Annotated in this window: 21 protein-coding genes and 3 pseudogenes; 14 read left to right on the top strand and 10 right to left on the bottom strand. The window is 69.4% G+C overall.

The features are described from left to right. The first annotated feature begins 12 nt into the window (after positions 1 to 12). From ACIOKD_RS39370 to ACIOKD_RS39345, 6 genes are all read left to right on the top strand, one after another. Positions 13 to 495, top strand: coding sequence for a putative ATP-grasp-modified RiPP (locus ACIOKD_RS39370; protein WP_402093104.1), 483 nt, complete (start codon positions 13 to 15; stop codon positions 493 to 495). Next, positions 492 to 1,457, top strand: coding sequence for an ATP-grasp ribosomal peptide maturase (gene tgmB, locus ACIOKD_RS39365; RefSeq protein ID WP_402093103.1), 966 nt, complete (start codon positions 492 to 494; stop codon positions 1,455 to 1,457). The genes ACIOKD_RS39370 and tgmB overlap by 4 nt, the downstream gene beginning before the upstream one ends. Beyond that, on the top strand, positions 1,454 to 2,587 hold the full coding sequence (gene tgmC, locus ACIOKD_RS39360; RefSeq protein WP_402093102.1) for an ATP-grasp peptide maturase system methyltransferase: 1,134 nt from the start codon (positions 1,454 to 1,456) through the stop codon (positions 2,585 to 2,587). Before tgmB ends, tgmC begins: the two co-directional genes overlap by 4 nt. 169 nt (positions 2,588 to 2,756) lie before the next feature. Beyond that, positions 2,757 to 3,230 carry a nuclear transport factor 2 family protein gene (locus tag ACIOKD_RS39355; RefSeq protein WP_402093100.1) on the top strand — a complete coding sequence of 158 codons (474 nt, stop codon included), beginning with the start codon at positions 2,757 to 2,759 and terminating at the stop codon, positions 3,228 to 3,230. Positions 3,231 to 3,410: 180 nt separating this feature from the next. Further along, the gene (locus tag ACIOKD_RS39350; protein WP_402093099.1) at positions 3,411 to 5,045 is read left to right on the top strand and encodes a penicillin-binding transpeptidase domain-containing protein; all 1,635 of its coding nucleotides are present in this window, start codon (positions 3,411 to 3,413) and stop codon (positions 5,043 to 5,045) included. A gap of 169 nt (positions 5,046 to 5,214) precedes the next feature. Next, complete coding sequence (locus tag ACIOKD_RS39345) at positions 5,215 to 6,921, top strand: penicillin-binding transpeptidase domain-containing protein (RefSeq protein WP_402093098.1); 1,707 nt, start codon at positions 5,215 to 5,217, stop codon at positions 6,919 to 6,921. 82 nt (positions 6,922 to 7,003) lie between these two features. Here ACIOKD_RS39345 and ACIOKD_RS39340 read toward each other — a convergent pair whose 3' ends face one another. Continuing rightward, on the bottom strand, positions 7,004 to 7,351 hold the full coding sequence (locus tag ACIOKD_RS39340; protein ID WP_402093096.1) for an SsgA family sporulation/cell division regulator: 348 nt from the start codon (positions 7,349 to 7,351) through the stop codon (positions 7,004 to 7,006). Positions 7,352 to 7,456: 105 nt separating this feature from the next. On the opposite strand from ACIOKD_RS39340, the pseudogene ACIOKD_RS39335 reads away from it, so the two are divergent. The 4 genes and pseudogenes from ACIOKD_RS39335 (at position 7,457) to ACIOKD_RS39320 (ending at position 11,474) form a co-directional block, all read left to right on the top strand. Beyond that, a pseudogene (locus ACIOKD_RS39335) lies at positions 7,457 to 8,693 on the top strand (energy-coupling factor ABC transporter permease). Position 8,694: 1 nt separating this feature from the next. Further along, positions 8,695 to 9,456 carry a cobalt ECF transporter T component CbiQ gene (gene cbiQ, locus ACIOKD_RS39330; RefSeq protein WP_402093095.1) on the top strand — a complete coding sequence of 254 codons (762 nt, stop codon included), beginning with the start codon at positions 8,695 to 8,697 and terminating at the stop codon, positions 9,454 to 9,456. Further along, positions 9,444 to 10,253, top strand: coding sequence for an energy-coupling factor ABC transporter ATP-binding protein (locus ACIOKD_RS39325; RefSeq protein ID WP_402093094.1), 810 nt, complete (start codon positions 9,444 to 9,446; stop codon positions 10,251 to 10,253). The genes cbiQ and ACIOKD_RS39325 overlap by 13 nt, the downstream gene beginning before the upstream one ends. A gap of 54 nt (positions 10,254 to 10,307) precedes the next feature. Beyond that, complete coding sequence (locus tag ACIOKD_RS39320; protein WP_402093124.1) at positions 10,308 to 11,474, top strand: serine hydrolase domain-containing protein; 1,167 nt, start codon at positions 10,308 to 10,310, stop codon at positions 11,472 to 11,474. A gap of 16 nt (positions 11,475 to 11,490) precedes the next feature. On the opposite strand, the pseudogene ACIOKD_RS39315 reads toward ACIOKD_RS39320, so the two are convergent. From ACIOKD_RS39315 to ACIOKD_RS39305, 3 genes and pseudogenes are all read right to left on the bottom strand, one after another. Next, positions 11,491 to 11,604 (bottom strand): annotated as a pseudogene (locus tag ACIOKD_RS39315) (DUF397 domain-containing protein); the annotation flags it as partial. A gap of 381 nt (positions 11,605 to 11,985) precedes the next feature. Further along, entirely contained in the window at positions 11,986 to 12,999 is a 1,014-nt protein-coding gene (locus tag ACIOKD_RS39310; protein WP_402093092.1) for a helix-turn-helix domain-containing protein, read from the bottom strand. A 215-nt stretch (positions 13,000 to 13,214) separates the two neighbouring features. Then, a pseudogene (locus tag ACIOKD_RS39305) lies at positions 13,215 to 13,337 on the bottom strand (EamA family transporter); the annotation flags it as partial. Positions 13,338 to 13,363: 26 nt separating this feature from the next. On the opposite strand from ACIOKD_RS39305, the gene ACIOKD_RS39300 reads away from it, so the two are divergent. Both ACIOKD_RS39300 and ACIOKD_RS39295 read left to right on the top strand, forming a co-directional pair. Next, entirely contained in the window at positions 13,364 to 14,812 is a 1,449-nt protein-coding gene (locus ACIOKD_RS39300; protein ID WP_402093091.1) for a recombinase family protein, read from the top strand. A gap of 73 nt (positions 14,813 to 14,885) precedes the next feature. Then, entirely contained in the window at positions 14,886 to 15,428 is a 543-nt protein-coding gene (locus ACIOKD_RS39295) for a hypothetical protein (protein ID WP_402093089.1), read from the top strand. A gap of 167 nt (positions 15,429 to 15,595) precedes the next feature. On the opposite strand, the gene ACIOKD_RS39290 is transcribed toward ACIOKD_RS39295, so the two are convergent. From ACIOKD_RS39290 to ACIOKD_RS39275, 4 genes are all read right to left on the bottom strand, one after another. Then, positions 15,596 to 16,945, bottom strand: coding sequence for a replication initiator (locus ACIOKD_RS39290; RefSeq protein WP_402093122.1), 1,350 nt, complete (start codon positions 16,943 to 16,945; stop codon positions 15,596 to 15,598). Positions 16,946 to 17,260: 315 nt separating this feature from the next. Further along, positions 17,261 to 17,458 carry a hypothetical protein gene (locus ACIOKD_RS39285; protein WP_402093087.1) on the bottom strand — a complete coding sequence of 66 codons (198 nt, stop codon included), beginning with the start codon at positions 17,456 to 17,458 and terminating at the stop codon, positions 17,261 to 17,263. Then, positions 17,455 to 18,759 (bottom strand): FtsK/SpoIIIE domain-containing protein, encoded by a 1,305-nt coding sequence (locus ACIOKD_RS39280; RefSeq protein WP_402093086.1) that lies wholly within the window; start codon positions 18,757 to 18,759, stop codon positions 17,455 to 17,457. The genes ACIOKD_RS39285 and ACIOKD_RS39280 overlap by 4 nt, the downstream gene beginning before the upstream one ends. Then, complete coding sequence (locus ACIOKD_RS39275) at positions 18,759 to 19,100, bottom strand: hypothetical protein (RefSeq protein ID WP_402093085.1); 342 nt, start codon at positions 19,098 to 19,100, stop codon at positions 18,759 to 18,761. Before ACIOKD_RS39275 ends, ACIOKD_RS39280 begins: the two co-directional genes overlap by 1 nt. A 163-nt stretch (positions 19,101 to 19,263) precedes the next feature. Between ACIOKD_RS39275 and ACIOKD_RS39270 the strand changes: the two genes are divergently transcribed. Then, positions 19,264 to 20,043, top strand: a complete 780-nt coding sequence (locus ACIOKD_RS39270; protein ID WP_402093084.1) for a GntR family transcriptional regulator — start codon at positions 19,264 to 19,266, stop codon at positions 20,041 to 20,043. Between the two features lie 410 nt (positions 20,044 to 20,453). Here the strand turns inward: ACIOKD_RS39270 and ACIOKD_RS39265 are convergent, their stop codons facing one another. Continuing rightward, positions 20,454 to 20,750 carry a hypothetical protein gene (locus ACIOKD_RS39265; protein ID WP_402093120.1) on the bottom strand — a complete coding sequence of 99 codons (297 nt, stop codon included), beginning with the start codon at positions 20,748 to 20,750 and terminating at the stop codon, positions 20,454 to 20,456. Positions 20,751 to 21,078: 328 nt separating this feature from the next. After that, on the bottom strand, positions 21,079 to 21,636 hold the full coding sequence (locus tag ACIOKD_RS39260) for an ATP-binding protein (RefSeq protein ID WP_402093083.1): 558 nt from the start codon (positions 21,634 to 21,636) through the stop codon (positions 21,079 to 21,081). Positions 21,637 to 21,848: 212 nt separating this feature from the next. On the opposite strand from ACIOKD_RS39260, the gene ACIOKD_RS39255 reads away from it, so the two are divergent. Next, positions 21,849 to 23,222 (top strand): sporulation protein, encoded by a 1,374-nt coding sequence (locus ACIOKD_RS39255; RefSeq protein ID WP_402093082.1) that lies wholly within the window; start codon positions 21,849 to 21,851, stop codon positions 23,220 to 23,222. The last annotated feature ends 2 nt before the right edge of the window (positions 23,223 to 23,224 follow it).

The following is a 23,224-nucleotide window of genomic DNA, read 5'->3' as shown; positions in this document are numbered from 1 at the left end:
GGAGGAATGCCGGTGGCAAGGGCGCAGTACGAGCCGCGCCTCGGCGACACCGTCGAGGACGCCCAGCGACAGGCGATCGGCAGAATCATGGGCTTCGTCGGCCCGTACGTACAGGTGCGCCCGATCGACGGCGGACGCGAATGGGACGCTCTACGGGACTCGCTCCAGCCCGTGCCCCTCACCGCACTACTGAGCGCCGGTGTGGCAGCGGCCAACGCCCGCTCCCGGAGTGAGTCCAGCATCGTGAACCAACCGATTCCCGTCCCCTTCGGCCTGACGCGGATGCGGCCGTTCCCTGACGCCGCTGTTCTGGTACCGGCCACGGTGGTGCTGGACCTGACGACGCAGACCGGGCGGTGGCTGGGGCCGGACGGGCTGGACATCCCCGCATTGGACCGGCACAAGCGGTCCGAGACGTCGAAGGAGACGAAGACGAGGACGAGCCTGGACGGGACCCCCGACGAAGGCATGGACCAGCAGGGAGACAGCGATTGAACTCGTCACCCGTTCTTGTCGTCACCCAGCTCGACGACGCGACCGCCGATGGGGTCATCGAGGAGTTGAACCGTCGGTCGGTTCCGGTCGTACGACTTGACCCGGGCGACTTTCCGGCTGCCGTCACCGTTGACGCGCGCGTGGGTGATGTCGGTCTCACCGGCGGTGTACGGACCACGACCCGGGCAGTTGCTCTCGACCGCGTTCGCTCGGTGTACTGGCGTCGCCCTGGTCCGTACAACGCTCCCAACGGGTTGGCCGGCCAGGACGCCCGCTGGTGCGTGGACCAGGCCCGCTATGGGCTGGGCGGCCTTCTCGCCGCTCTACCGGGCACGCACTACGTCAACCACCCCTGGCGCAACCGGGACGCGGAGTACAAGCCCGCTCAGCTCGCCGCCGCCGCCCGCTGTGGCCTCCGCGTACCCCCGACGCTCCTCACCAACGATCCGGAACGCGCTCGCCAGTTCACGGACGAGTACGGACCGACGGTTTACAAGCCGCTGCACAATACCGACTACTCCGACCCTGACGGGCACGCACTCACCGTGTGGGTCGAGGAGGTGGAGCCGCATGCACTCGGAGCCGGCGTCGCACAGACCATGCACCTGTTCCAGCAGCGCGTGGACAAGACGGCCGACATCCGTCTCACCGCTGTCGGCGACCGCCTGTTTCCCGTACGCATCGACGGGTCTTCGGGTCTGGACTGGCGCCGTCGCTACGACGACCTCACCTACACACTGATCGACACTCCGTCCGACGTCGCCAGCGGCGTACGAACCTACCTGGACGCCTTCGGCCTCACCTATGGAGCGTTCGACTTCGGGCTCGGTCCGGACGGTTGCTGGTGGTGGTACGAGTGCAATCCGAACGGGCAGTACGCGTGGTTTCCCGACCCCGTCACAAGCCGCATCACAGCAGCCATCGTCGACGAACTCCAGCACCCCCACCGGGACACCCCATGACCAACACCACTGCTCTCCGCAAGGAACTCGCCGACGCCCTCGCTGCCCAAGGACTGCTGACGGACGTCGCGTGGCGCGCCGCTGTCGAGGACGTTCCACGCGAACTCTTCCTCGGCTCAACGATCTATCGACCGCACGGAACACAGTGGGAACCCGTACGCCGCGAAGATCTCGGCGAGGATGAATGGCTTCGTCTGGCCTACTCGGACACCACCTGGGTCACGCAGGTGGACGGCATCGCCGCCGGTGACTCCTCCGGCCCGCGCTCCGGGCGCCCGACCTCCTCCAGCACTCTGCCTTCCCTCGTCATGCGGACCATCGAACTCGCCGGACTGCAGGACGGCGACAAGGTGCTGGAGATCGGCACCGGAACCGGCTACTCGACGGCGATCCTGTCCCACCGTCTGGGCGGCGGGAGTGTCTACTCCATCGAGTTCGACGAGCGCCTCGCGGCCCTCGCCGCCGACCACATCGGTGCCGCAGGACACAGCCCGAACCTCATCACCGGCGATGGCCTCCAAGGCCATCGGCAGGGCGCCGAGTACGACGCCATCGTCGCCACCTGCGCCGTACGCAGCATCCCACCCTCATGGCTGTTCCAGCTCCGCGACGGCGGCAGCATCACCACCACCCTCAGCGGCTGGATGCTCGCCTCCGGCATGATCCGCCTCACCCTCGACGACGAGGGAGTCGCGCACGGGTGCTTCACCGAGGACGCCGTCTCGTACATGCTCGCCCGCCCTCATGAGCGCCCTCCCCACCCGCTCTTCTTCCCGCACCCGGGCAGGACCCGTCTCACCCGGGTGAGTCCCACCCTGCTCGACCGGTGGACCGGACACTTCGTGGCCCAACTCGCCGCGCAATCGGCGGAGTTGATGCGTGTGGGTGACGACGTGATTCTCCTCGACGTGGCCACCGGTTCTCAGGCCTGGACAGGACCACACGGAAACGGCTGGACCGTCCACCAAGACGGGCCCCTGAGCCTGTGGGACCAGGTCGAAGACGCGCTGATGACCTGGCAGGAGGCGGGATCACCCGACCAGGCGTCGTTCGGAATGACCGTCACGGACGTGGAGCAGATCGTGTGGATGGGGCACCCGGACGGGCCGCGTTGGCGATTGCCGACCTGACAGCCGCCAGCCCCCTACACGCCTGAAGACCTGGGTCTGGCCTGCCACCGCCCCCGGAGTACCCGCCCTTACTTCCGAAGTAATCGACCGCTCTCCCCGCCCCCGGCAGGATCGGGCACCTCGGTGGGAATCCCCGCCGGGGTCCGGCCGCCTCAGCGAGGAGATCGCCATGTCCGTCACGTCCGCCGTCGGCGCCACCGCCCCCACCACGGCGACCCCGACCGGCAACGCCCCCTCCCCCGCGGAGGCCACCCGCGCCGTCGTGCAGGAGTTCCTCGCCGCCCGGCTCGCCGGGGACACCGGGCGGCTCGTCCAGATCTTCGCCGAGCGCGTCGACTGGATGCTCGCCGGGAATCCCGGCGTGCCGTGGATCCGGCCGCGGTCCACCGGTGCCGAGTGCGCCGCCCAGTTCACGGAGTTGGCGGAGCACACCGTGCCCGAGGACGCGCGCGCCTCTGTCACGGCCTTCCTCGTCGACGGCACCGACGCCGTCCTGACGGGGCACCTGTCCGGGACCGTACGGGCGACGGGGAAGTCCTTCGAGGGGCCGTTCGCGCTGCGTCTCACCGTCGAGGGCGGGCGGATCACCCGGCACCACCTCTACGAGGACGGCCTGTCGATCGCCGAGGCGTGCACCCCCTGACAGGCGGACGCAGGCGCGGCCCGTGCCGCCCGGCAACCGGGCCCGCGCGCCTAACAATCGGGGAACAGCACCCCCATCCGTCACTCTCCCCGCATACAGTGCGACGCAGGGACACTTTTCTGAACGCGTTCAGAATGCGTTCAGAACGGTGCACGGGGAGGATCGGGGAAGGGACGCGAGATGCGGAGCGGGGTCAAGGTCGGCATTGTCGGCGGGGTGTTCGCCGTGCTGGTGGGGGGCGCGGGGTACGGCGCGTACAACATCGTGAGCACCGTCAGCGGGGACGGCGGGTCCGCGGCGGCCGATGCCGAGAAGACCGGGCCGCCCTCGGACGACGAGGTCGCGGAGACCTCCGAGAAGTTCTTCGCGGCCTGGGAGCAGGGCGACGCCGCCACCGCCGCGGACCTGACCGACAACGCCCTGGCCGCCAAGGAGCTGCTCGTCGCCTACGGCGGCCAGGCGCACATCGGGAAAGTGAAGATAACGCCCGGTACGGCGACGGGCGCGACCGTTCCGTTCGAGGTGTCGGCCACCGTCTCGTACGAGGGCAGGAGCAAGCCGCTGACGTACAAGGGCGAGCTCGCCGTCGTGCGGGGCAAGACCACCGGGCGGGCGCTCGTCGACTGGCAGCCGTCCGTCCTGCACCCGGATCTCAAGACCGGCGACACACTCGTCACGGGCGAGGCCGCGAGCCCGCCCATCGAGGCCGTGGACCGCGACGGCGTCGTCCTGGCGAAGGACGAGTACCCCTCCCTCGGGCCCGTGCTCGACACCCTGCGCGAGCGGTACGGCGACAAGGCGGGCGGCACACCCGGTGTCGAGCTCGCGATCCAGCACGAGAGCGAGAGCGTGGGGGACAGCACGCTGGTGACGCTCGCCAAGGGCAAGGCGGGCAAGCTGCGTACGACGATCAGCGCGGGCGCGCAGGCCGCCGCGGAGAAGGCCGTCACGCGGTACGCGGAGTCGTCGGTGGTCGCCGTGAAACCGAGCACCGGGGAGGTGCTGGCGGTCGCGAACCATCGCGAGGACGCCTTCAACGCGGCGTTCCAGGGCAAGGTCGCCCCCGGCTCCACCATGAAGATCATCACCGCGGCGATGCTCATCGACAACGGCGTGACCGCGATGAACAGCCCGGCGCCCTGTCCGCCGACCGCCGTCTGGCAGAGCCAGCAGTTCAACAACCTCAAGGGCATGGAGCCCAACGAGAAGGCCACGCTCGCCAACAGCTTCATGCGCTCGTGCAACACCGCGTTCATCAAGCTCATCGACGGTTCCGACGAGCGGCCGCTCACGGACGAGTCGCTCACCACCGAGGCCCAGGAGCGGTTCGGTCTGGGCAAGGACTGGAAGACGGGCATCGTCTCCTTCGACGGGAGCGTCCCCGCGTCCGGCGGCCCGAACCGCGCCGCCAACGCGATCGGCCAGGGCGAGGTCCAGATGAACCCGCTGAACATGGCCTCGGTCACGGCGACCGCGATCACGGGCACGTTCCGCCAGCCCTATCTCGTGTCGCCGAAGCTCGACGACCGGGAGCTGGCCACCGCCCGCGGCCTGCCGAGCGGCACCGCCGCGCAGCTGAAGCAGATGATGCGGCTCACCGCGACCGGCGGCACCGCGCAGGAGGCCATGTCCGGGCTCGGCGGGGACGTCGGCGCCAAGACCGGCTCGGCCGAGGTCGACGGCCAGGAGACGTCCGACAGCTGGTTCACCGGTTTCCGGGGCGACATCGCGGCCGCGGCCATGACGGAGGAGGGCGGCCACGGAGGGGACGCGGCGGGTCCGATTGTCGCAGCTGTGCTACGGACAGCTGGCTGAACTCACCCTCACAGGCCGGGACTCTAGGGTGGTGGCTCTCGTTCTAGTAGAGCTGGCAGGGACTCGGGGAGCGTGCGGGGACTCGGGAGCACGCGGGGACTCGTAAAGTCGGCAGGGACTCGCAGAGGGCCGGTCAGGGCGTCGGGGAAGCAGCGAAGGAACGGAAGCCGTGGGGAACAGAAGGCGCGCGACTGAGCGCGGCAGGACCAGGCCCGCCGTCATCGGCGGGATGATCGCCGCTGTCGTGGGCGGTGCGGGGTTCGGCGTCTACGCCCTGTACGGCGGCGGCGCGGCGGCCGACGCGGGTTCGTCCTCCGGCGCCGAACCCGTGAAGAGCGGCCCTCTGTCGGCGGCCGAGGTGAAGTCCACAGCCACCGCCTTCCTCACGGCCTGGCAGAGCGGTGACGTCGAGAAGGCCGCCGCCGCGACGAACGACACCACGGCGGCGCGCACCCTGCTCACGGGCTACGGCAAGGAGGCGTACATCGAGGATGTGACGCTCACCGCCAAGAAGCGCTCCGGGGACGCCGTGCCGTTCGCCGTCAAGGGCACGGTCGCGTACAAGACCCTGACCAAGCCCCTCGCGTACGAGTCCCAGCTCACCGTCGTGCGTCGCGCCAAGGACGGGAAACCGCTGGTCGACTGGCACGCGGCGGTCGTGCACCCGGAGCTGGAGGACGGCGACAAGCTGGTCACCGGTGCGGCCGGGACGCCTCCGGTCAAGGCCCTGGACCGGGACGGCGGCGAGCTGACCACCGCCAAGTACCCCTCCCTCGGGACGGTCCTGGACGGTCTGCGGGAGAAGTACGGCAAGAAGGCCGGCGGCAAGGCGGGCGTCGAGCTGCGGGTGATCCGCGCCGGCTCCGAGGATGCCAAGGACGGCAAGAGTTCCAGCAGCGCGAAGAAGACCGGGGCCTCCGGCAAGAACCCTGACAAGACGCTGCTGGAGTTGAGCTCAGGCACGCCGGGCACGGTCCGTACGACGCTCAGCCCCGCGCTGCAGGCGACCGCCGAGCAGCAGGTGGCCGCCAAGTCCAAAGCGTCGGCGGTCATGATCAGGCCGTCGACCGGGGAGATCCTGGCCGTCGCGAACTCGGGGCACGGCTTCAACACCGCGTTCCAGGGCTCGCTGGCCCCCGGCTCGACGATGAAGATCGTCACGGCTTCGCTGCTCATCGAGAAGGGGCTCGCGTCGGTCAACAAGGAGCACCCCTGCCCCAAGTACTCGACGTACGGCGGCTGGAAGTTCCAGAACGACGACAAGTTCCAGATCAAGGGCGGCACCTTCAAGGCGAGTTTCGCGCGCTCCTGCAACACGGCCTTCATCAGCCAGGCCAAGGAGCTGAGCGACGACGACCTGACCAAGCAGGCCCAGCAGGTGTTCGGCCTCGGTATGGACAACTGGGCGATCGGGGTGCCGACCTTCGACGGCTCGGTGCCGGTGCAGTCGCAGGCCCAGAAGGCGGCCTCGCTGATCGGGCAGGGCGGGGTGCGGATGAACCCGCTGAACATGGCGTCGGTCGTCGCCACGGCCAAGACGGGCACGTTCCGCCAGCCCTATCTGGTGCCTGTGACGGTCGACGACCGGACGCTCGCGAAGGGATCCCGCTCGCTGTCGGCCGACACCCAGGCCCAGCTCAAGGAACTCCTCCAGTACACGGCCGCGGCAGGTACGGCGGCCGAGGCCATGGCCGGGCTCGGCCCCGACTTCGGGGCCAAGACCGGTTCCGCGGAGGTCGACAACCAGAAGAAGCCCAATGGCTGGTTCACGGCCTGGAAGGGCGATCTGGCCGCCGCGGGCGTGGTCCAGCAGGGCGGCCACGGCGGCGAGACGGCCGGTCCTATCGTGGCGGCGCTGCTGAAGGCGGGCAGCTGACCCGGACCGGACCGGAACAGGCCGGATCAGGCCAGACCGGCCGCGGCTGCACACGGCCGCGGCTCCAGTGCCGCAACAGGCACTAGCTCTGGCTGGACACCGGTGTGGCCATATACGTCCGGCGCAGGAAGCGGATCAGGGTCTTCGTCTCGAACTGCACGACCGCCACTCCTCTCGCCGAGTGGAACTCCATGACGGCCTGGACCCGGCCGCAGGGCCAGATGCGTACGTCCCCGGCGGCGGCCGGCGCCCGTAGCCCCTGTTCGAGCAGGTCGCGGGCGAAAACCCACTCGTGGTGGCCGGGCAGCATGATGTGCACCTGTTGAGGGTCGGCCTCGGGGTCGTATCGAAGGGCCACCGGCACGGCGGGCGGATCCTGCGCCTCGTCCGTCACGATGTGGGCGCGCGCGTACTGCTCAACGGCGGACATCGATCGCTCCCTCTTTGAACTGATCCTTCTCTAATGTCGCATATTTTCCGATATGCGCTCCTAGATGAGCCGTAGTCGTATTCGAGGTCACCTCGCTCTTGCAAGCTGTTCGCATTAAGCCACTATCATCGAACGGTTATCACCAGTCGGCCTGCCCCCGGAAGCGGAGCCCTCCATGCACGTGCCCGACGGATTCATCAACGCGCCCGTCTCCGCCGCCGCCGGAGTCGTGGCCGCCACGGCTGTCGCGGTGAGCCTGCGCGGCGCCCGCCGTGAGCTCGCGGGCGCCTCCCGGTCGAGCGAAGACGTCAGCGGGGGAGAACGCACGGCCCCGCTCGCGGGGCTGGTCGCCGCGTTCATCTTCGCCGTGCAGATGCTGAACTTCCCGGTCGCGGCCGGGACCAGCGGACATCTGCTCGGAGGCGCGCTCGCCGCGATACTCGTGGGCCCCTTCACCGGGGTCCTCTGCGTGTCGGTCGTGCTCCTCATGCAGGGCATCCTCTTCGCGGACGGCGGCCTCACCGCGCTGGGCGTGAACATCACGAACATGGCGGTGGTCACCACGGTCGTGGCCTACGCCGTCTTCCGCGGCCTCGTAAAACTCCTGCCCAGGAAGCGTCGGTCCATTACCGTCTCGGCGTTCGTCGCCGCTGTGATCTCCGTCCCCGCCGCCGCCGTGGCCTTCACCCTCATCTACGCGATCGGGGGCACCACGGACGTCCCGATCGGGCAGGTCTTCACCGCCATGGTCGGCGTCCACGTCCTCATCGGCATCGGTGAGGCCGCGATCACCGCACTCACGGTCGGCGCCGTCATCGCCGTACGCCCGGACCTTGTGTACGGGGCCCGCGGCCTGACCGCGCCCCTGAAACTGCGGGTCAACGGCGAACTGGTCGACACGCCCGGCACGACTCCGGCCGCCGAGCCCGTCCCGGTCTCCCTGGCCGCCTCGCGGTCCCACCGCAAGGTGTGGCTGGCCGGGCTCGCCACCTCCCTCGTCCTGGCCGGCTTCGTCAGCTTCTACGCCTCGGCGAGCCCCGACGGCCTGGAGAAGGTGGCCTCCGACAAGGGCATCGACGCCAAGGCCGAGGACCACGCCGCCGCCGACTCGCCGCTCGCCGACTACGGCGTCGAGGGCCTCACCGACAGCCGGCTCTCCGGCGGGCTCGCGGGCGTGATCGGCGTGGGCGTCACGATCGTCGCGGGCACGGGCGTCTTCTGGGCCGTACGCAGGCGCCGTACGCCCGAGACCTCACCCTCGTCACCCTCGTCGACGCAGCCCCCGTCCTCGCAGCCCCCGTCCTCGCAACCTCCCTCCTCGCAGCTCGGCGAGTCCGTCTGACATGGGGGCAGGCCACGCGCACAAGCTCTACCGGCACGGACACTCGCCCGTGCACGGACTGCCGCCGCACACCAAGCTCGCCGCCGCCTTCGCCTTCGTACTGGTCGTCGTCTCGACCCCGCGCGAGGCGATGTGGGCCTTCGGGCTGTACGCGCTGCTGCTGGCCGGCGTGGCGTACGCGGCCCGCGTCCCCGCCGGCTTCGTACTGAAGCGGCTGCTGATCGAGGTGCCGTTCGTGGCCTTCGCCGTGCTGATGCCGTTCGTGGCGCAGGGCGAGCGGGTGGACGTGCTCGGTCTGTCCCTGAGCGTGAACGGGCTGTGGGGCGCCTGGAACGTGCTGGCCAAGGGCACCCTCGGCGTCGCCGCGTCCGTACTGCTCGCCTCGACGACCGAGCTGCGCGAACTCCTCCTGGGCCTCCAGCGGCTCCGGCTGCCGCCCCTTCTCGTACAGATCGCGTCCTTCATGATCCGGTACGGGGACATCATCGCGGCCGAGATGCGGCGGATGAGAATCGCACGGGAGTCGCGCGGCTTCGAGGCCCGTGGCGTCCGCTCCTGGGGCGTCCTCGCCAAGTCCGCCGGCGCACTGTTCATCCGCTCCTACGAGCGCGGGGAGCGGGTGCACCTCGCCATGGTCAGCCGGGGGTACACCGGTTCGATGCCGGTCATCGACGAGGTGACCGCCTCGCGCGCGCAGTGGTCGTACGCCTTCGCCCTGCCGTGCGCCGCACTCGTCGTATGTCTGCTGGGATGGACCCTGTGACCTCCTCCTCTTCTTCTCCGCCGCCGCCGCCGTCCGTTCCGCTGCCCCTGGCCCCCTCGCTTGAGGTGGCCGGGCTGGCCTTCGCCTACCCCGACGGGCATCAGGCGCTCTTCGGCGTGGACTTCGCCGTCGGCCGGGGTGAGCGGGTGGCCCTGCTCGGTCCGAACGGCGCCGGCAAGACGACCCTCGTGCTCCACCTCAACGGCATCCTGACCGGCGGCGCCGGGACGGTCACGGTCGCCGGGCTGCCCGTCGGCAAGAAGCACATGGCGGAGATCCGGCGGAAGGTCGGCATCGTCTTCCAGGACCCGGACGACCAGCTCTTCATGCCGAGCGTGCGCGAGGACGTGGCCTTCGGGCCCGCCTCCGCCGGCCTGAAGGGACCCGAGCTGGAGGCACGGGTGCGCACCGCGCTGGAGCGGGTCGGCATGGCGGCCTTCGCCGACCGCCCGCCGCACCACCTCTCCTTCGGCCAGCGGCGCCGGGTGGCCGTCGCGACCGTGCTGGCGATGGAACCGGAGATCCTCGTCCTCGACGAGCCGTCGTCCAACCTCGACCCCGCCTCACGGCGTGAACTCGCCGACATCCTGCGCTCGTTGGACGTGACCGTGCTGATGGTCACGCACGACCTCCCCTACGCCCTCGAACTGTGCCCCCGCGCCCTGATCCTCAGCGACGGCGTGATCGCGGCGGACGGCAGGACCGGCGAGCTGCTCTCGGACGACGAGCTGATGCGGAAGCACCGCCTGGAACTGCCGTTCGGCTTCGATCCCCGCTCGGTGACAATGGGGGCGTGACGCGCGCGGCGCGGCCTGAGCGGCGAGTGGTACGTGGTGAGGGGTACGGACGTGGTGAAGGTGCACGGCACGGTGGCCGAGGGCTTCGAGCCGGTCAGGGCGGCGTTCGTACGGAACTTCGAGACGCTCGGGGACCGGGGCGCGGCGGTGACGGTGTACCGCGACGGCCGGAAGGTCGTCGACCTGTGGGCGGGCACGAAGGACATCGACGGTACGGAGCCGTGGGCGCGCGGTACCGCGCAGATCGTGCGGTCGGCGACGAAGGGGGTCGCCGCGGCGGCCCTGCTGCTCCTGCACCAGCGCGGGCAGCTCGACCTGGACGCTCCGGTGGGCGAGTACTGGCCGGAGTTCAAGGCGGCGGGCAAGGAGCGGGTGCTGGTCCGGCACGTGCTCTCGCACGGGGCCGGGCTGCCGGTCCTGGACACCCCGCTGACCCCTCTGGAGTCGCTGAACCCGCTGCGGGGCGCCGAGGCGGTCGCCCGTCAGGCCCCGGTGTGGGAACCCGGCGCGGACCACGGCTACCACGCGCTGACGTACGGCTGGCTGACCGGTGAGCTGCTGCGGCGCGTCACGGGCGCCGGCATCGGCGACTGGATCGCGCGGGAGATCGCGGGGCCGGTGGGCGCGGGCCTGTGGGTCGGGCTGCCGGAGCGTGAGGCGTCCCGGGTCGGCCGGGTGGGCCGCGTCGAGACGCCGGCCGACGACGGGGGCCTGCGGGCGCGTCCGAAGCGCTCGGTGGTGGAGGCCTACGACGACCCGGCCTCGCTCACCCGGCGGGCCTTCGCCGCGATCACCCCGTTCCCGGACCAGAACGACCCCGCGTACCGGGCGGCCGTGCTCCCCGCGACGAACGGCATCGCGACGGCGGACGGGCTGGCCCGTTTCTACGCGTCCCTGATCGGCGAAGTGGACGGCGGTGTCCGCCTGTTCACCCCGGCGACGCTGGCCGCGGCCCGCACGGAGGAGTCGGCGGGCCCGGACCGCGTCCTGGTCATCAACACCCGCTTCGGCCTCGGTTACATGCTCCACGGCTCGGCGTCCCCGTTCCTGGCCCCCGGTTCCTTCGGCCACCCGGGCCGAGGCGGCTCCCTGGGCTTCGCCGACCCGGAGTCGGGCATCGCGTTCGGCTACGTGACGAACGGCTTCCGGAAGACGGTGACGGCGGATCCGCGGGCGCAAGGGTTGGTGCGGGCGGTGCGGGGGGCGGTGCGGGCGTCGTAGGCAACCTCGTCGGCGTCTTCGAGTCGCGGATGAAGGTGTGCGTAGGAAAGGTCGTGACCTCGACGCAGTCGTCTCCCTCGCCTCCGCCGGAGTAGGACCACCGCCAAGGCCGTACGGCATACGGTGCCACCGCAATCCCTCTGCCAGGTTCAGAACTCGGTCGAGAAGTCGGTCGAGGACTCGGTCGAGGACGTGCTCGATGACCTGCTTGAGGGAGGGAGAGGGCTCGCACTGGTCAGGGCCTGTGCCGACGAGTGGGGGCCGACAGCCGCTCCACAGCAACGGCGGCAGCGGGGAGTACGTGTGGTGCGAGCAGGCCGCCGCCGTCCGAGCCGCAACCCGCCCCTCGGCGCGCCTCGCGACCGGCGTGCCGGAGGCGACCAGGACACCCCCGCGATCCTGGCACGCCTCCGGCCCAGCCATCCCGAAGCCCCCCTCGGGCCCGCTCGTATCGCGGTGATCACAAGGATGCTCGGCGCGCGCCCGTCTGTCGTTGGCCGTCGGTCCGCAGCTACTTGGCCGAGCGTCCACAGCCCTGTGCGTCCGTGCCGGGGCCGGCGGTCGACAGTGCCCGTCTGCGGAACTCGCCCGGCGGGAGGCCGTAGGCGGTGCGGAAGGCGCGCGTGAACTCCGGGGCGCGGGGGAAGCCCCAGCGGGCCGCGACGGCGTGGACCGGTGTCCCTCTCAGGGCCGGGTCGGTGAGATCCCGGCGGGCTTTCGCCAGTCGCCGGTCGCGGACGTACGCCGCCACGGAGACGTTCTCGGCCTGGAAGAGTCGGTAGAGGTAGCTGCGCGAGATGTGGTGCGCGGCGGCGATGCGGGCCGGGGTCAGGTCCGGGTCCGCCAGATGCCGGTTGACGAACGCCTGCACGCTCAGGACCAGCGTCCGGTCGTGCGTCTCGGGCGGCAGCCGCAGGTCGTCGTCCACGGCGTGCGCGAAGACCGCGGTGACCAGATCGGCGACGACCGTGCCGAGACGGGGCGCGTCCGAGGGCCGGTACGGGTTGGTGTCCGCCGCCAGTTGGACGAGGAACTGGGCGAGCAGCGCACCCGTCCCCTCGCGACCCGATATCCGGCGCCCGATCGCCTGGTCGGCGTGGCCCGTCGGCAGAGCCACCAGCGTCCTCGGTATCTCGACCCCGACGATGGTGACCGGGTCGGGGCCGGTGGTTATCTCGTACGACCGCGAGGAGCAGTTGATGTGGAAGTCGCGTATCCCGTACGCGGCCTGCTGTCTGCCCCAGGCGGCTTCGCCCTCGCCCCGCAGCAGGAGGGAGAGGTGGAAGGCCTCGGGGTCGGACTGGCGGACGAGTTTCGGGGTGCGGCGGAAGACGAGGTGGTCGAAGGTCGCCGGCCACACCGTCACGTCCCCGAGCCCGATCACGCGCTGGTGCCCGCGGTAGTCGGCGGCGCGGTCGCTGGCCAGTTCCATGGGGGCGTGCGTGTGGCCCAACTGCTGTGTCCACGCCTCGAACCGGTCGGCCACCGGCAGATCCAGGGTCCGCAGGACCGATTCGTGCAGCACGCAGGTAGTGAACCACATGGGTTCCGCTGCCACGGGGGCGAGCCTTTGACGGCGCCTCTGCCCCGGGCGACGGTCGAGCGTCGGCTGCGGGCCCGGTGGGGCTGGTCGCGCAGTTCCCCGCGCCCCTTGAAGGACCGCCGGTCGCACCCCCCGTCGACTGCCGACCCAGTGGATGCTGAGCGCGCAGTTCCCCGCGCCCCTTAAGGGGGTGGGGCCTAGCCCCCGTGCAGCATCAGGCCTATGCCCAGTACCAGCAGCCCCGCCGCCGCGATCCTCGGCGCCCCGAACCGTTCCTTGAAGAAGACGGCTCCGATGGCCGCGCCGACGATGATGGATGTCATACCGGGCTCGTACCGTATTGGGTATGAGCCGACCCAAGTTAGGCAAGGCCACCATCACACCGGGCGAGCCCGCAGCGATCTACTGCCGTATCTCCCACACCCGGGACGAGGATCAAACCGGGGTGGACCGGCAGGAACGCATCTGCCGGGACGTCGCCGAACGGCTGCAACTCCGCGTCGAGTCGACCCACATCTACGTGGACAACAACCGCTCGGCATGGCAGCGCAACCGCAAGCGGCCAGGGTGGGAGGAGATGCTGAAGGCGATGTCGGACGACGAGATCCGGCACGTCATCGTCTACCACCCCGACCGTCTCATGCGGCAGCCCAAGGATCTCGAAGAGCTGCTCTCCATAGCCGACGACAAGCGCATCCTGCTGCACGGCGAGGCGAACCGACGCGATCTGTCGGACCCCGACGACCGTTTCATCCTCCGCATCGAGGTGGCCCACGCGTGCCGCTCCTCCGACGACTCGTCACGCCGGCTCAAGGACGCCCTCAAGGACAAGGCCCGCGAGGGCGCCCCGCACGTGGGCAACCGGCCGTACGGCTACACCCGCGACGGCCGCGCGATCGTCGAGGAGGAAGCGGAGATCGTCCGAGAGGTCTACCGCAGGTATCTGGACGGCGAGTCGCCGAACCACCTGGCTCAAGATCTCGTCGCACGCGCCATCCCCACGTCCAAGGGCAAGGCCTGGAACCCCGAGAACGTCCGCCATCTCCTGTCGTCCCACTTCGTCGCCGGTCTGCGCTTCCACCTGGGCGAGGAAGTGGCAGCAGGGACATGGCCCGCCATCATCGACCGAGGGCAGTGGGACGAGGTTCAGCGACTCAGGGAGTACCGCGCCCAGGCACACCAGGACACGAAGAAGCGTCCGATTCGGAACTACATACTGCGTGGGATCGCCACCTGCGCCTGCGGAGCACGCATGGGTGGAACGAACGGCAGCCGGTACGCCTTCTACCGGTGCAACCGCGCTGACAACACCGACCAGCAGAAGTGCAACCGTGCCGTCTCGGCCGGGCCGCTCGAAGCGTTCGTCCGGGATGTGGCCATCAAGGTTCTGACCAAGCTGGACACCACCGGCTACGCGCCCGCCACGACCACACGTCCCGAGACCGACGTCATCGCGGACGAGAAGGACCGCGAGAAGTTGCGCGAGCTCAAGGAACTGTGGCTCAGCGATGACGACTTCACGACCGCCGACTTCCAGGGCATGCGCGGGCCCATCGTGAAGCGGATGAAGGAGCGCCAGCGGAGGACCGTCAAACGGCCGGTCGCCGTGCTGGAGGGAATCGCCGGCCCGGACGCCGAGGCGAACTGGCAGCGTCTGGAAGCGGCGGAGGACTACGCGCGTATGAACGCGATCTATCGGTTTCTGTTCGCCGCCGTGATCATTGGCCCACCGACGCGCAAGGGCCCGGGGTTCGACACCAGCCGGGTGGAGGTCGAGCCGAATCCGCTGGACTGAGCCCCTTGCCGGTCTCCTCGATGCACTGGCCACAGGACTTCCGCAATAAGTTGGCCGTTGCCATGATCTAGCTATGACTGGTGACAGCTCAGCCGCATATCAGGAGCGCTACGGCTGGGATCTCAAGACCACGGGGCTCGTGGCGCTCTGCGCCGTATTCACCGCTGCCCTGTTGCTCCCGGACATTCCGCTGTTCGCGCGAATACTGGGTCTGCCCTTGTTCGGCGGGGGCGGGTTGCTCTTGGCGTACTCGGCACTGAGCCGGAAGGTTGCGTTCCGAGTGGACGAGACGGGTGTACTCCTCGGCGGAAGCCCAGCCCGTTACAAGGCCACCACTGCCCACGTGCCCTGGGGAGACGTTGAGGGTTTCGTACTGTGGCGACAGGCCACGGGCAGCGCTTCCTTGCCCTACGTCGGAGTCACTCGGCGGAAAGGCTCTCCGGCCCTGCCCGGCGACGGCCCGAAAGCCCGCGCGATCGTGAAACATCTTGTTCCGGTCTCCGCCGACACAGTCATGGCCTCGCGCGTGGTGACGGGATGGCGTCTCGACAAAGATCAACTGGTCGCCGCTGTCGGTCACTTCGCGCCCACCATCCCTGTGCAGGACAGTCTCTAGGCATCTCGGCGGGGCACGCGTTGGTCCCTGCGGCCCACTTCAGGAATCTCTTGGTCCAGTGCCGAGGAGTCGCGCGAGTCGTGCAGCACTCTTCGGTCCAATTCGCGCGGGGAACTTGGCCGCTTGCCGCTCCACGGCCCGAGTCCACTGTTCGTTGCGGCGCCTCGTCATCTGACCCCGATCTCGTCTCGGGAGACCTCACGGTTCGTGGCGATGTCTTCGGCGAGTCCAGCGGCCAAGAGGGCACCACCGGGGCTGTGGCCGGAGCCGGCGTAGCGCCAATTCCGTTCTGAAATCGTGGCGGGGATGTCTGCGTGGCCCACGTGGCGAGCGCGTTCGGCACGCAGCACCGCGTATGTCGTGGAGTAGGCGCGGGACTTGGTCAGGATGTGGCCGCGGTAACCGAGGGTGTGTGCCCATAGGCGAAGATGCAGAGGCTCGTACTCGGGCAGACCACCGAGGCGCCAGCAGACGCGCATGACGTTGCGAACGTGGTCAGTGACCGGAGCCGTAGCGATATCGCCCCAGTTGGTCAGCCTGTGGTCGGTGCCGGCGCCGGTCTCGTTCGCTCCCTTGGTGACGTACTTGGCGACGTACGCGGCTACGGCGTCGTCATCCGGTCCGAGACCGTCGGCACGCAGCGGTCGAACATCGACCTGGGCACCCCACCGCAGAGCGAGTTCCCCGACGGCCGGGCTGTAGGGAGTGCGGACCACGACCCGACGTGCGGAGGCACGCACTGCGTCGCTCAGTCGGGCGACTGTGCCCCAGACCGGGGGCTCATCGGTAGGCCCGTCCGGGCCGTCGAGCCGGACGACAGCGTGTAAGTGGACGGCCCCGCGCTTCTGGTACTCCGCGACACGGGCGAAGGACAACCGGGCGTGGTCGGCGAAGCGGGACTGCACGAGGCCCGCGGAGGAGGCGAGGTGCCGACGGACGCCGATCACGAAGCGATCCCACAGCGTGCCCGCGTGCGCGTGCCAGAGCGCGTGAGCCGTGTAGTCGTAGCAGTCGGAGCAGAGAGGTTGGCCGACTTGGGATGCGTCCGTGTCATGGACCGCGCCGCAACCGAGGGAACCGCCGTGCTCGCAGCTGCTCCGATCCCGCCGGGGGTGACAGCGGTCGCCTCCGGCACGGTGGACCGGGCCGAAGGACGGTGCGGTCAGCGTGACGAAGAGTCGGGGTCGATGACGGACCGCGTCGGGGACGTTCTTGCCGCCGATCAGGCCCGCGCGGACGAGGTGGAACGTGTCGCCTGCGTGGAGACGGGAGCATGGAGCACAGACGGTTGCGCGTCTGTTGCGGCAGCGGACGGAGAGCCGCTCCCCCGGTTCGTCGCGGGTGTCGTAGTGGCTCAGGATCTCGCCGGTCGTCTCGTCCAGAGCCGTGGTCGAGCCGGACAGGTAGATGGGGTGGGCGCAGCCGCCAATGGCGGTGATCTGCTCCAACCAGCGTGCGAACTGGGGGTCTTGAGCGATGCGGATGGCGTCGCGGTCTGTTTCGGGGAGCTGACGCAGGCGCGCCGCGCGGTCGAGGGCGGCGCGCCTGTCAGCCGAGGTCGAGGTGTTCTCGGGTGTGATGGTGGTGGCCTTCCGGGGTGGGCCGCCGAAGCGGCACGGGTGGTGGGTGGCGCGTGGTCGGTCATGGGGATCACTCCTTCAGTGGCCAGGTGGTCGGGTGGTCGGGTGTGGTGCGGGGGTTCAGCGGATGGTTCCGGTGCCCCGGCAGACGCGGCAGCGGCGCAGTCGTCCGGTCCAGGTTCGGCGGGCCCCGTCGCCCTTGCAGTAGGGGCACCTCACGCGCGGCATGGGCATGGCGTAGTTCCCTTCCGGTCAGGTGTGGGAGAAGCCGGTGATGAACCAGGTGACGAGTCCGTGGACGGTGAAGATCACGGGGGTCTGGCCGAGGTAGACGCCGAAGAGGCCGACGCAGACCGCTTCCCAGGCGCGTACGTCGCGGGAGCGGACGAGGAGGACGGTGATGATCCCGAAGATCACCGCGAACGTGAACGCTGTTCCTTCGCTGATCACTTGTCGTCTCCTTCCAGGGCCGCGAGGGCGCGGCGGATGGCGGGCAGGTCCGGGGTGAGGCCTGAGTGCCGCTGGGTGATCGCCATGGCCTCTTCGATCGGTGTCAGGTGCGAGCGGCCACGGCTCCAGCCGCCGTCGGGTCCGGTGCATACGGCCACGCCCCGTTCGTGGGCGGTGATCGACTGGGCGACGGTCACGGCGTCTTTGTTGAGGTCGCCCAGGGTCATTTCTGCCGTGCCGGGGTCGTTGACGCGGTGGCAGATCCGGCCGCCGAGCTGGGCCCGCAGCGCGGTGACGCCGGGGCCGAGGTCGGAGCCGACGCGTTGGCCGGCGACGACCAGGTGCAGGCCGAGCGCGGCACCGAGCTGGGCCAGGCGCAGGAGCAGGACGGAGCACTGTTCGGCTTCCGCTCTGCTCTCGCGGGTGCCGTCCGACAGGTACAGTTCCGCGATCTCGTCGACGATCACGACGACGGGGACGGGCCGCAGGTGGTCGGGGAGCTCCCAGATGGAGCGTGCTACCGCCGCGCGGCACTCGTTCATGCGGTCCTGCATGTCGACGACAAGCGCGCCCAGAACCGCGACTGCTTCCCGTCGGCACGTGGCGAGTGCGCTCAGCCGGTTGGCGAACAGGCCCAGTTCCATGCCGCCCTTGCAGTCGATGCCGATCAGGGCGACGGGTTGCGGGGCGAGTTGGGTGATGAGCCGGGCCAGCAGGGTGGACTTGCCGGAACGGGTGGCCCCGGCGATGAGCCAGTGCGGGATGAGCCGCAGATCCATCACCCACGCCCCACCGCTCTCCAGCGCGCCGATGAATGCGGACAGCAGTGCGGCGGGGGCCGTGGCCAGACCGGGCCGCAGGAGCGGATCGGTGGCCGTTGCCGTCAGGAGCACGAGCCCGCGTTCCGGCGAGGTGACCCGTACCGCGTGCACCTTCCACGCGTGCACGAAGGCATCAGCCGCCCTCAGGTACGTGGCCGGGGTCTGACCCGCGTGCAGGCGCACCACCACGGTCAGGCCCAGGCGGGTAGCGCGCGGGAAGGAGATCCGCGGAGCCACCGGCCGTAGCGGATCGCCTTTGACCACCAAGTCCCCGAGCAGCCCGCGCGGCGGGCGACGGGAGACGGAGAGGTCATTGAGCAGGGCGACCTTGCGCCAGGTGAACAGCACCCGGCACGTGGTGGCCGGGTATCCGGTGAGGTACCAGTGCCAGGCCGGACGGTGCCGCCGCAGCCGGTCGCCGACGACGAGCACCCACGCCAGTACGGCGAGGCCGAGGGCGAGCGCGATCGAACCGTTCATCACGCACCACCGGCCTTTAAGACGGTGCCGTGCACGGGCGTGATGGCGTCCGCACGGAAGCTGATCCCATGCCGGTCGCCCATCGCCCAGGCGAACGCCATCAGTCCGGTAACCCTGAGGATCTGTCCTTCCTCGATGCCTTTCGGTTCACCGCTCACCGCGATCTCGATCACGGAGATACGCCGCCGGTCCTGTCGCACGGTGACAGCCACGGTGTAGATCGTCTGGCCGTCGCGGTCCTTCTTCACCTCCTGTGTGTCGGGGTTGCTGATCTTCGCTTCGGGCGCGATGGCGCACCGCAGTACGCCGAGCCGCGCCGTGTCCACGGGAATGGACTGCATTGCATGGCCTCCTTGGCCAGTCGGGACGCCTGACATATTCAGACGTCACTTGTCCTTACGAGTGACGACTATGGAGTGCTGTACGGCGAAGGCGCAACTACTTATGCTGACGAGTGATGTCGCGCGTGCGACCTGTCTATGACTTCAACCCGAAGGTGCTGAGATGACGGAGATCCAACGCCCCGGAGCCCTGTACCAACAGGTCGCCGCCGCCATCCGGGAGGCGATTCTGTCGGGCGAGTTCACCCCCGACTCCCTGTTGCCGTCCGAGGCTCAGCTCATGGCCCGCTACCAGGTCTCGCGTCCCACCGTCCGCAACGCCGTGGCCGCCCTGCGCGCGGAAGGGCTCATCGATGTCCGCCACGGCAAAGGCAGCTTCGTACGCTCCGACGGCCAACCCGCGCTCACCATCGAGCGCCGCATCAGCCGCACGTCCGACGGCCAGTTCGTCATGCCCAACGGCGACGTCTGGGCCGAAGCCGAGCAACCGAGCACCTACCGCACGCGCACGACCAAGACCACGGGCCGCTTCCTCGCATTGGCCGAGGAGGAAGCGCTGTTCGGATGCGACCGCCTGCTCACCGACCCCGAGACCGGCACCCGCGCAATGCACCGCACGCTGATCCCCTTCGAGGTCACCGAAGGCACCCTGTCGCTCGCGGAGGAGCCGGGCAAGTCGCCGGCCGAGATCTACCGCACCCTCACCCAGGACGGGCACAAGCTGTGGTGGTCGGAGACAGTCCGCGCCCACATGCCGCTGCCCGATGAGCGGACCACGCTCCAACTCCCGGACGCGACGCCGATCCTGCACCTGTCCCGTGTCACGCACGGTACCGACGACCGCCCGCTGATCCTCGAAGAGCTCCGCGTCGGTGCGGACCGTGCCGAAGTCGCCTACCGGATCACCGCCGACAAGCAGACCACTCGACGGCGCCAGGCGTGATCGGCAGCGGCCATCGGTCGAAACTGTCTTCACTTCCTCAAGGGCGCGCCTGCGGCGCGCCGGGCAGCCCGGCCGCCCCGGCCGGGCATGCGGCGTGTCCGCCGGTCCCGTCCGGTCGCCCGACTGCCCACACCGCAGCACGCCAGAGGTAGAGAGGCGCCGACTTGCCGGGCCGGGCAGGGGCCCGCGTGGCCGGGGGTCGACGGCCTCCGAGACTTTAGGCAGCTCCCATGGGGCGAGCCTCGAAGACCAGGGGGCCCATCGGGCACACCAGCGGGCAGGTCCAGTACCTGCCCGATCCGCCGGGCGAGCGTAAGGCCCCCTGGTCACTCGCCCCATGGCAGCTACCGCCCAAAGTCTCTGCGGCCGACGACGTGCCCACGCACGGCGCTCATCTGGGAAGACGCGCATCATGCTGCACCGCCGTCGCCGTTTACAAGTGTCTCCAGGAGACCGGCGAGTCTCTCCACGGCATCCGGTCGGCCGGCGACCCGTACGACCGAGTGACCGTCCCCGTTCGTCGAGGCCACTGCGCGGACGTCCGACAGCTCGAAGCTGGAACTTAGGAGCGCCCGATTCAGCCGGTCGGCAGCCTCCCGCGCATCACGCCAGCCTGCCAAGTAGTCGACGCCCGGCACCCACGAGCCGCAGTCCGCGCCCTCAACGTCGAGCTCATCGCTCAGCCAGTCCTCACCCGCTCCGGTCATCTTGCCCACCTCTGCCTTGATCTAGGTAATGGATCGTCAATTTCCTTTGGCCCAGGGCAGAACGCAGAGCAACGGCCCCGGTACCATCAGGCACCGGGGACCGCTGTCCCCTTCCGGACCACCCCAGTTGCTGCCAGGCGCGGGGGTGGTCCGGTCTCGGTATGAGGTTGTGAAGCGCGGCCCTCTGAACCGGGTGGGGAACCCGGCGGATCGGAGGACAGAGAACCGCGCTCCTTTGGCCGGAGGGGTCAGACTCCGGCCGGTGTCCGGGCCGCCGCCCACTCCCGATCGCGAGGGAGCTGGACGAACGGTGACGGCCCGGAGTTCATCAATCGGGTCCGATGGTGGCTTCGTGGTCGAGGTCGAAGCGGCACCAGACCGTCTTGCCGCCCCGGTCTTCCGGTGTCCACCACACCGCCACCGCGAGACGCTGGACGATCAGCAACCCGCGGCCCCGGTCGGGCAACACCGCTTCGGAGAGCTCCCCCATCAATCCGGGAGAGAACGCCTCGCCAACTGGAAGCACGGGAGGCGTCGAGTCCTCGTCGGCCACACCGACGAACAGCCACTTCGGCCACAGTTTGAACGTCACGTCGATGCGTCGTGCCCCACCGGGCTCCGCCAGATGGCGATCGGGAACCGCGTGGTTCACGACGTTTCCGACCAGCTCCGAGACAGCCAGCTGAACATCGTCCACGATGTCTTTGACGCCGGCGCCTCGCAGGAACGCGCCCGTCAATCGACGCGCGACGCGCACGGTGTCGGGAAACTCGGCGAAGAGCGTCAGCGCCAGGAAGCGGCCGGTGGAGAACGGATCCGGCACCACGTACCAGTGAGCGAACGCATCCACCTCGCTCATCAAGTGCTCAGCTTTTCTGGCGTCCATCCGGTCCCCTTCCGAAGGCCCCAACGGCCCTACGGCACCGCTTGCTGTTGGCAAGCCAGTACACGACGCGGAGGGCGAAGCCGGGAGCGTTCACCAGGGGGTTCACGTGAACACCGGCAGAGCCAATGGGGGTTCACCGATGAACCCCCTCAGAACGAGACTGCTGTGACAGGATGGATACTCGCCGTCATTCTCGGGCTGGGCAGGGGAGCATGAGCCGAGAGCCGAACGCGCAGTTAGCCGCCGTCATGGACGAAGCGAAGGTCTCAAACAAGGGCCTCGCAAGGCGGATGCGAGACGCCGCCACGCAACGCGGCACAGGGCTGGGAACAACGCACGTATCCGTCCAGCGATGGCGCAACGGCGGAGGCATCACCCCGCAAGCAGCGGCGATCATGGCGGACGTACTCGGCATCAAACTGGGACGCCGCATCACACCCGGCGATCTCGGATTCTTCGACCACGCCCAGCCGACACCCCCACAGTCAATCGGCTACCCCAGCACGGTCCCCGACGTACTCACCCTGCTGGACGGACTCGCCGAAGAACGCCCCGAGACGACGTCCCCCGACCGACTGACCATTGCAGACGCCGACCTCAACTCCGCAGTTCTGTCATGGATGATCGCCCGCCCCGACGGCGTCCAGGCCGACAGACTCACTCACCAACGAGTCGGCATGCGCGACGTGCGCGCGATCCGGGACGCGGGCAGCATGTTCATGCAGCTCGACTTCAAGTACGGCGGAGGCCACGGCCACAAGGCACTGCGCCACTACTTCCGCCACGAAGTCCTGCCCCTGCTGGACGCCAGCTACAGCGAGAAGGTCGGCAACGCACTGTTCGGCGCCGCCGCCGAGGTCTCCCAATTGCTCGCGTGGACGGCGTACGACACCGGCAACCACCGACTTGCCCACCGCTACCTGACCTCCACGCTGCGCCTGTCGCAGGTCATTGACGACCGCATGTTCGGCGCCCGCATCCTCGGCAACCTCAGCCACCAGGCGAACTATCTCGGCAACCACGCTCAAGCCATCCAGCTCTCACGGGCCGCCGTCGAGGGCGCGAAAGGTCGAGCCACACCACGTGCCATGGCCTTGAACGCAGCCATGGAGGCCCGCGCACTGTCCAACGCGGGCGATCCAATCGGGGCCGGCCGGGCCATGAACGAAGCAGAACGCCACTTCGAACGCGCCGACACAGGCGAAGATCCGGGGTGGCTCGGATACTTCGACTCCGCGGAACTCACAGGCGAAATCTGCCACTGCTTCCGTGACCTCAAGATGCGCCGAGAGTCGGTCGAGGCCGCACAACGCGCGGTCGACGAAACCGACCCGAAGTACGCCCGCACCCTGGGTTTCTGCCGCATGGTGCTCGCCCAAAGCCACCTCCTGAACGGCGAACTGGAAGCCGCCGTGACCACCGCCAGCTTGGCCGTGGACGGTGGCGACAGCCTCCAGTCCTCCCGCTTCCTGCGCTACGTGACCGACTTCCAGGCCGAGGTGAGCACCCACACGACGAACCCGACGGTGGCCGCCTTCAACGACCAGGTGCACGACGCACTCGCCCGCCTTGAAGACGACGAGTAGGA

This window comes from Streptomyces sp. NPDC087844 (assembly GCF_044742785.1).
Lineage (GTDB): Bacteria > Actinomycetota > Actinomycetes > Streptomycetales > Streptomycetaceae > Streptomyces.
The sequence above is the reverse complement of the archived record's forward strand: the minus strand, read 5'-3'. Positions and strand labels throughout refer to the sequence as shown.

Coding starts and splice junctions, on each gene's coding strand:
- ACIOKD_RS39295 (WP_402093089.1), top strand. CDS start 14,886: ATGACTGGTGACAGCTCAGCCGCATATCAGGAGCGCTACGGCTGGGAT.
- ACIOKD_RS39265 (WP_402093120.1), bottom strand. CDS start 20,750: ATGACCGGAGCGGGTGAGGACTGGCTGAGCGATGAGCTCGACGTTGAG.
- ACIOKD_RS39280 (WP_402093086.1), bottom strand. CDS start 18,759: ATGAACGGTTCGATCGCGCTCGCCCTCGGCCTCGCCGTACTGGCGTGG.
- ACIOKD_RS39355 (WP_402093100.1), top strand. CDS start 2,757: ATGTCCGTCACGTCCGCCGTCGGCGCCACCGCCCCCACCACGGCGACC.
- ACIOKD_RS39350 (WP_402093099.1), top strand. CDS start 3,411: ATGCGGAGCGGGGTCAAGGTCGGCATTGTCGGCGGGGTGTTCGCCGTG.
- ACIOKD_RS39275 (WP_402093085.1), bottom strand. CDS start 19,100: ATGCAGTCCATTCCCGTGGACACGGCGCGGCTCGGCGTACTGCGGTGC.
- cbiQ (WP_402093095.1), top strand. CDS start 8,695: ATGGGGGCAGGCCACGCGCACAAGCTCTACCGGCACGGACACTCGCCC.
- ACIOKD_RS39255 (WP_402093082.1), top strand. CDS start 21,849: ATGAGCCGAGAGCCGAACGCGCAGTTAGCCGCCGTCATGGACGAAGCG.
- ACIOKD_RS39325 (WP_402093094.1), top strand. CDS start 9,444: ATGGACCCTGTGACCTCCTCCTCTTCTTCTCCGCCGCCGCCGCCGTCC.
- ACIOKD_RS39270 (WP_402093084.1), top strand. CDS start 19,264: ATGACGGAGATCCAACGCCCCGGAGCCCTGTACCAACAGGTCGCCGCC.
- tgmC (WP_402093102.1), top strand. CDS start 1,454: ATGACCAACACCACTGCTCTCCGCAAGGAACTCGCCGACGCCCTCGCT.
- ACIOKD_RS39300 (WP_402093091.1), top strand. CDS start 13,364: ATGAGCCGACCCAAGTTAGGCAAGGCCACCATCACACCGGGCGAGCCC.
- ACIOKD_RS39340 (WP_402093096.1), bottom strand. CDS start 7,351: ATGTCCGCCGTTGAGCAGTACGCGCGCGCCCACATCGTGACGGACGAG.
- ACIOKD_RS39260 (WP_402093083.1), bottom strand. CDS start 21,636: ATGGACGCCAGAAAAGCTGAGCACTTGATGAGCGAGGTGGATGCGTTC.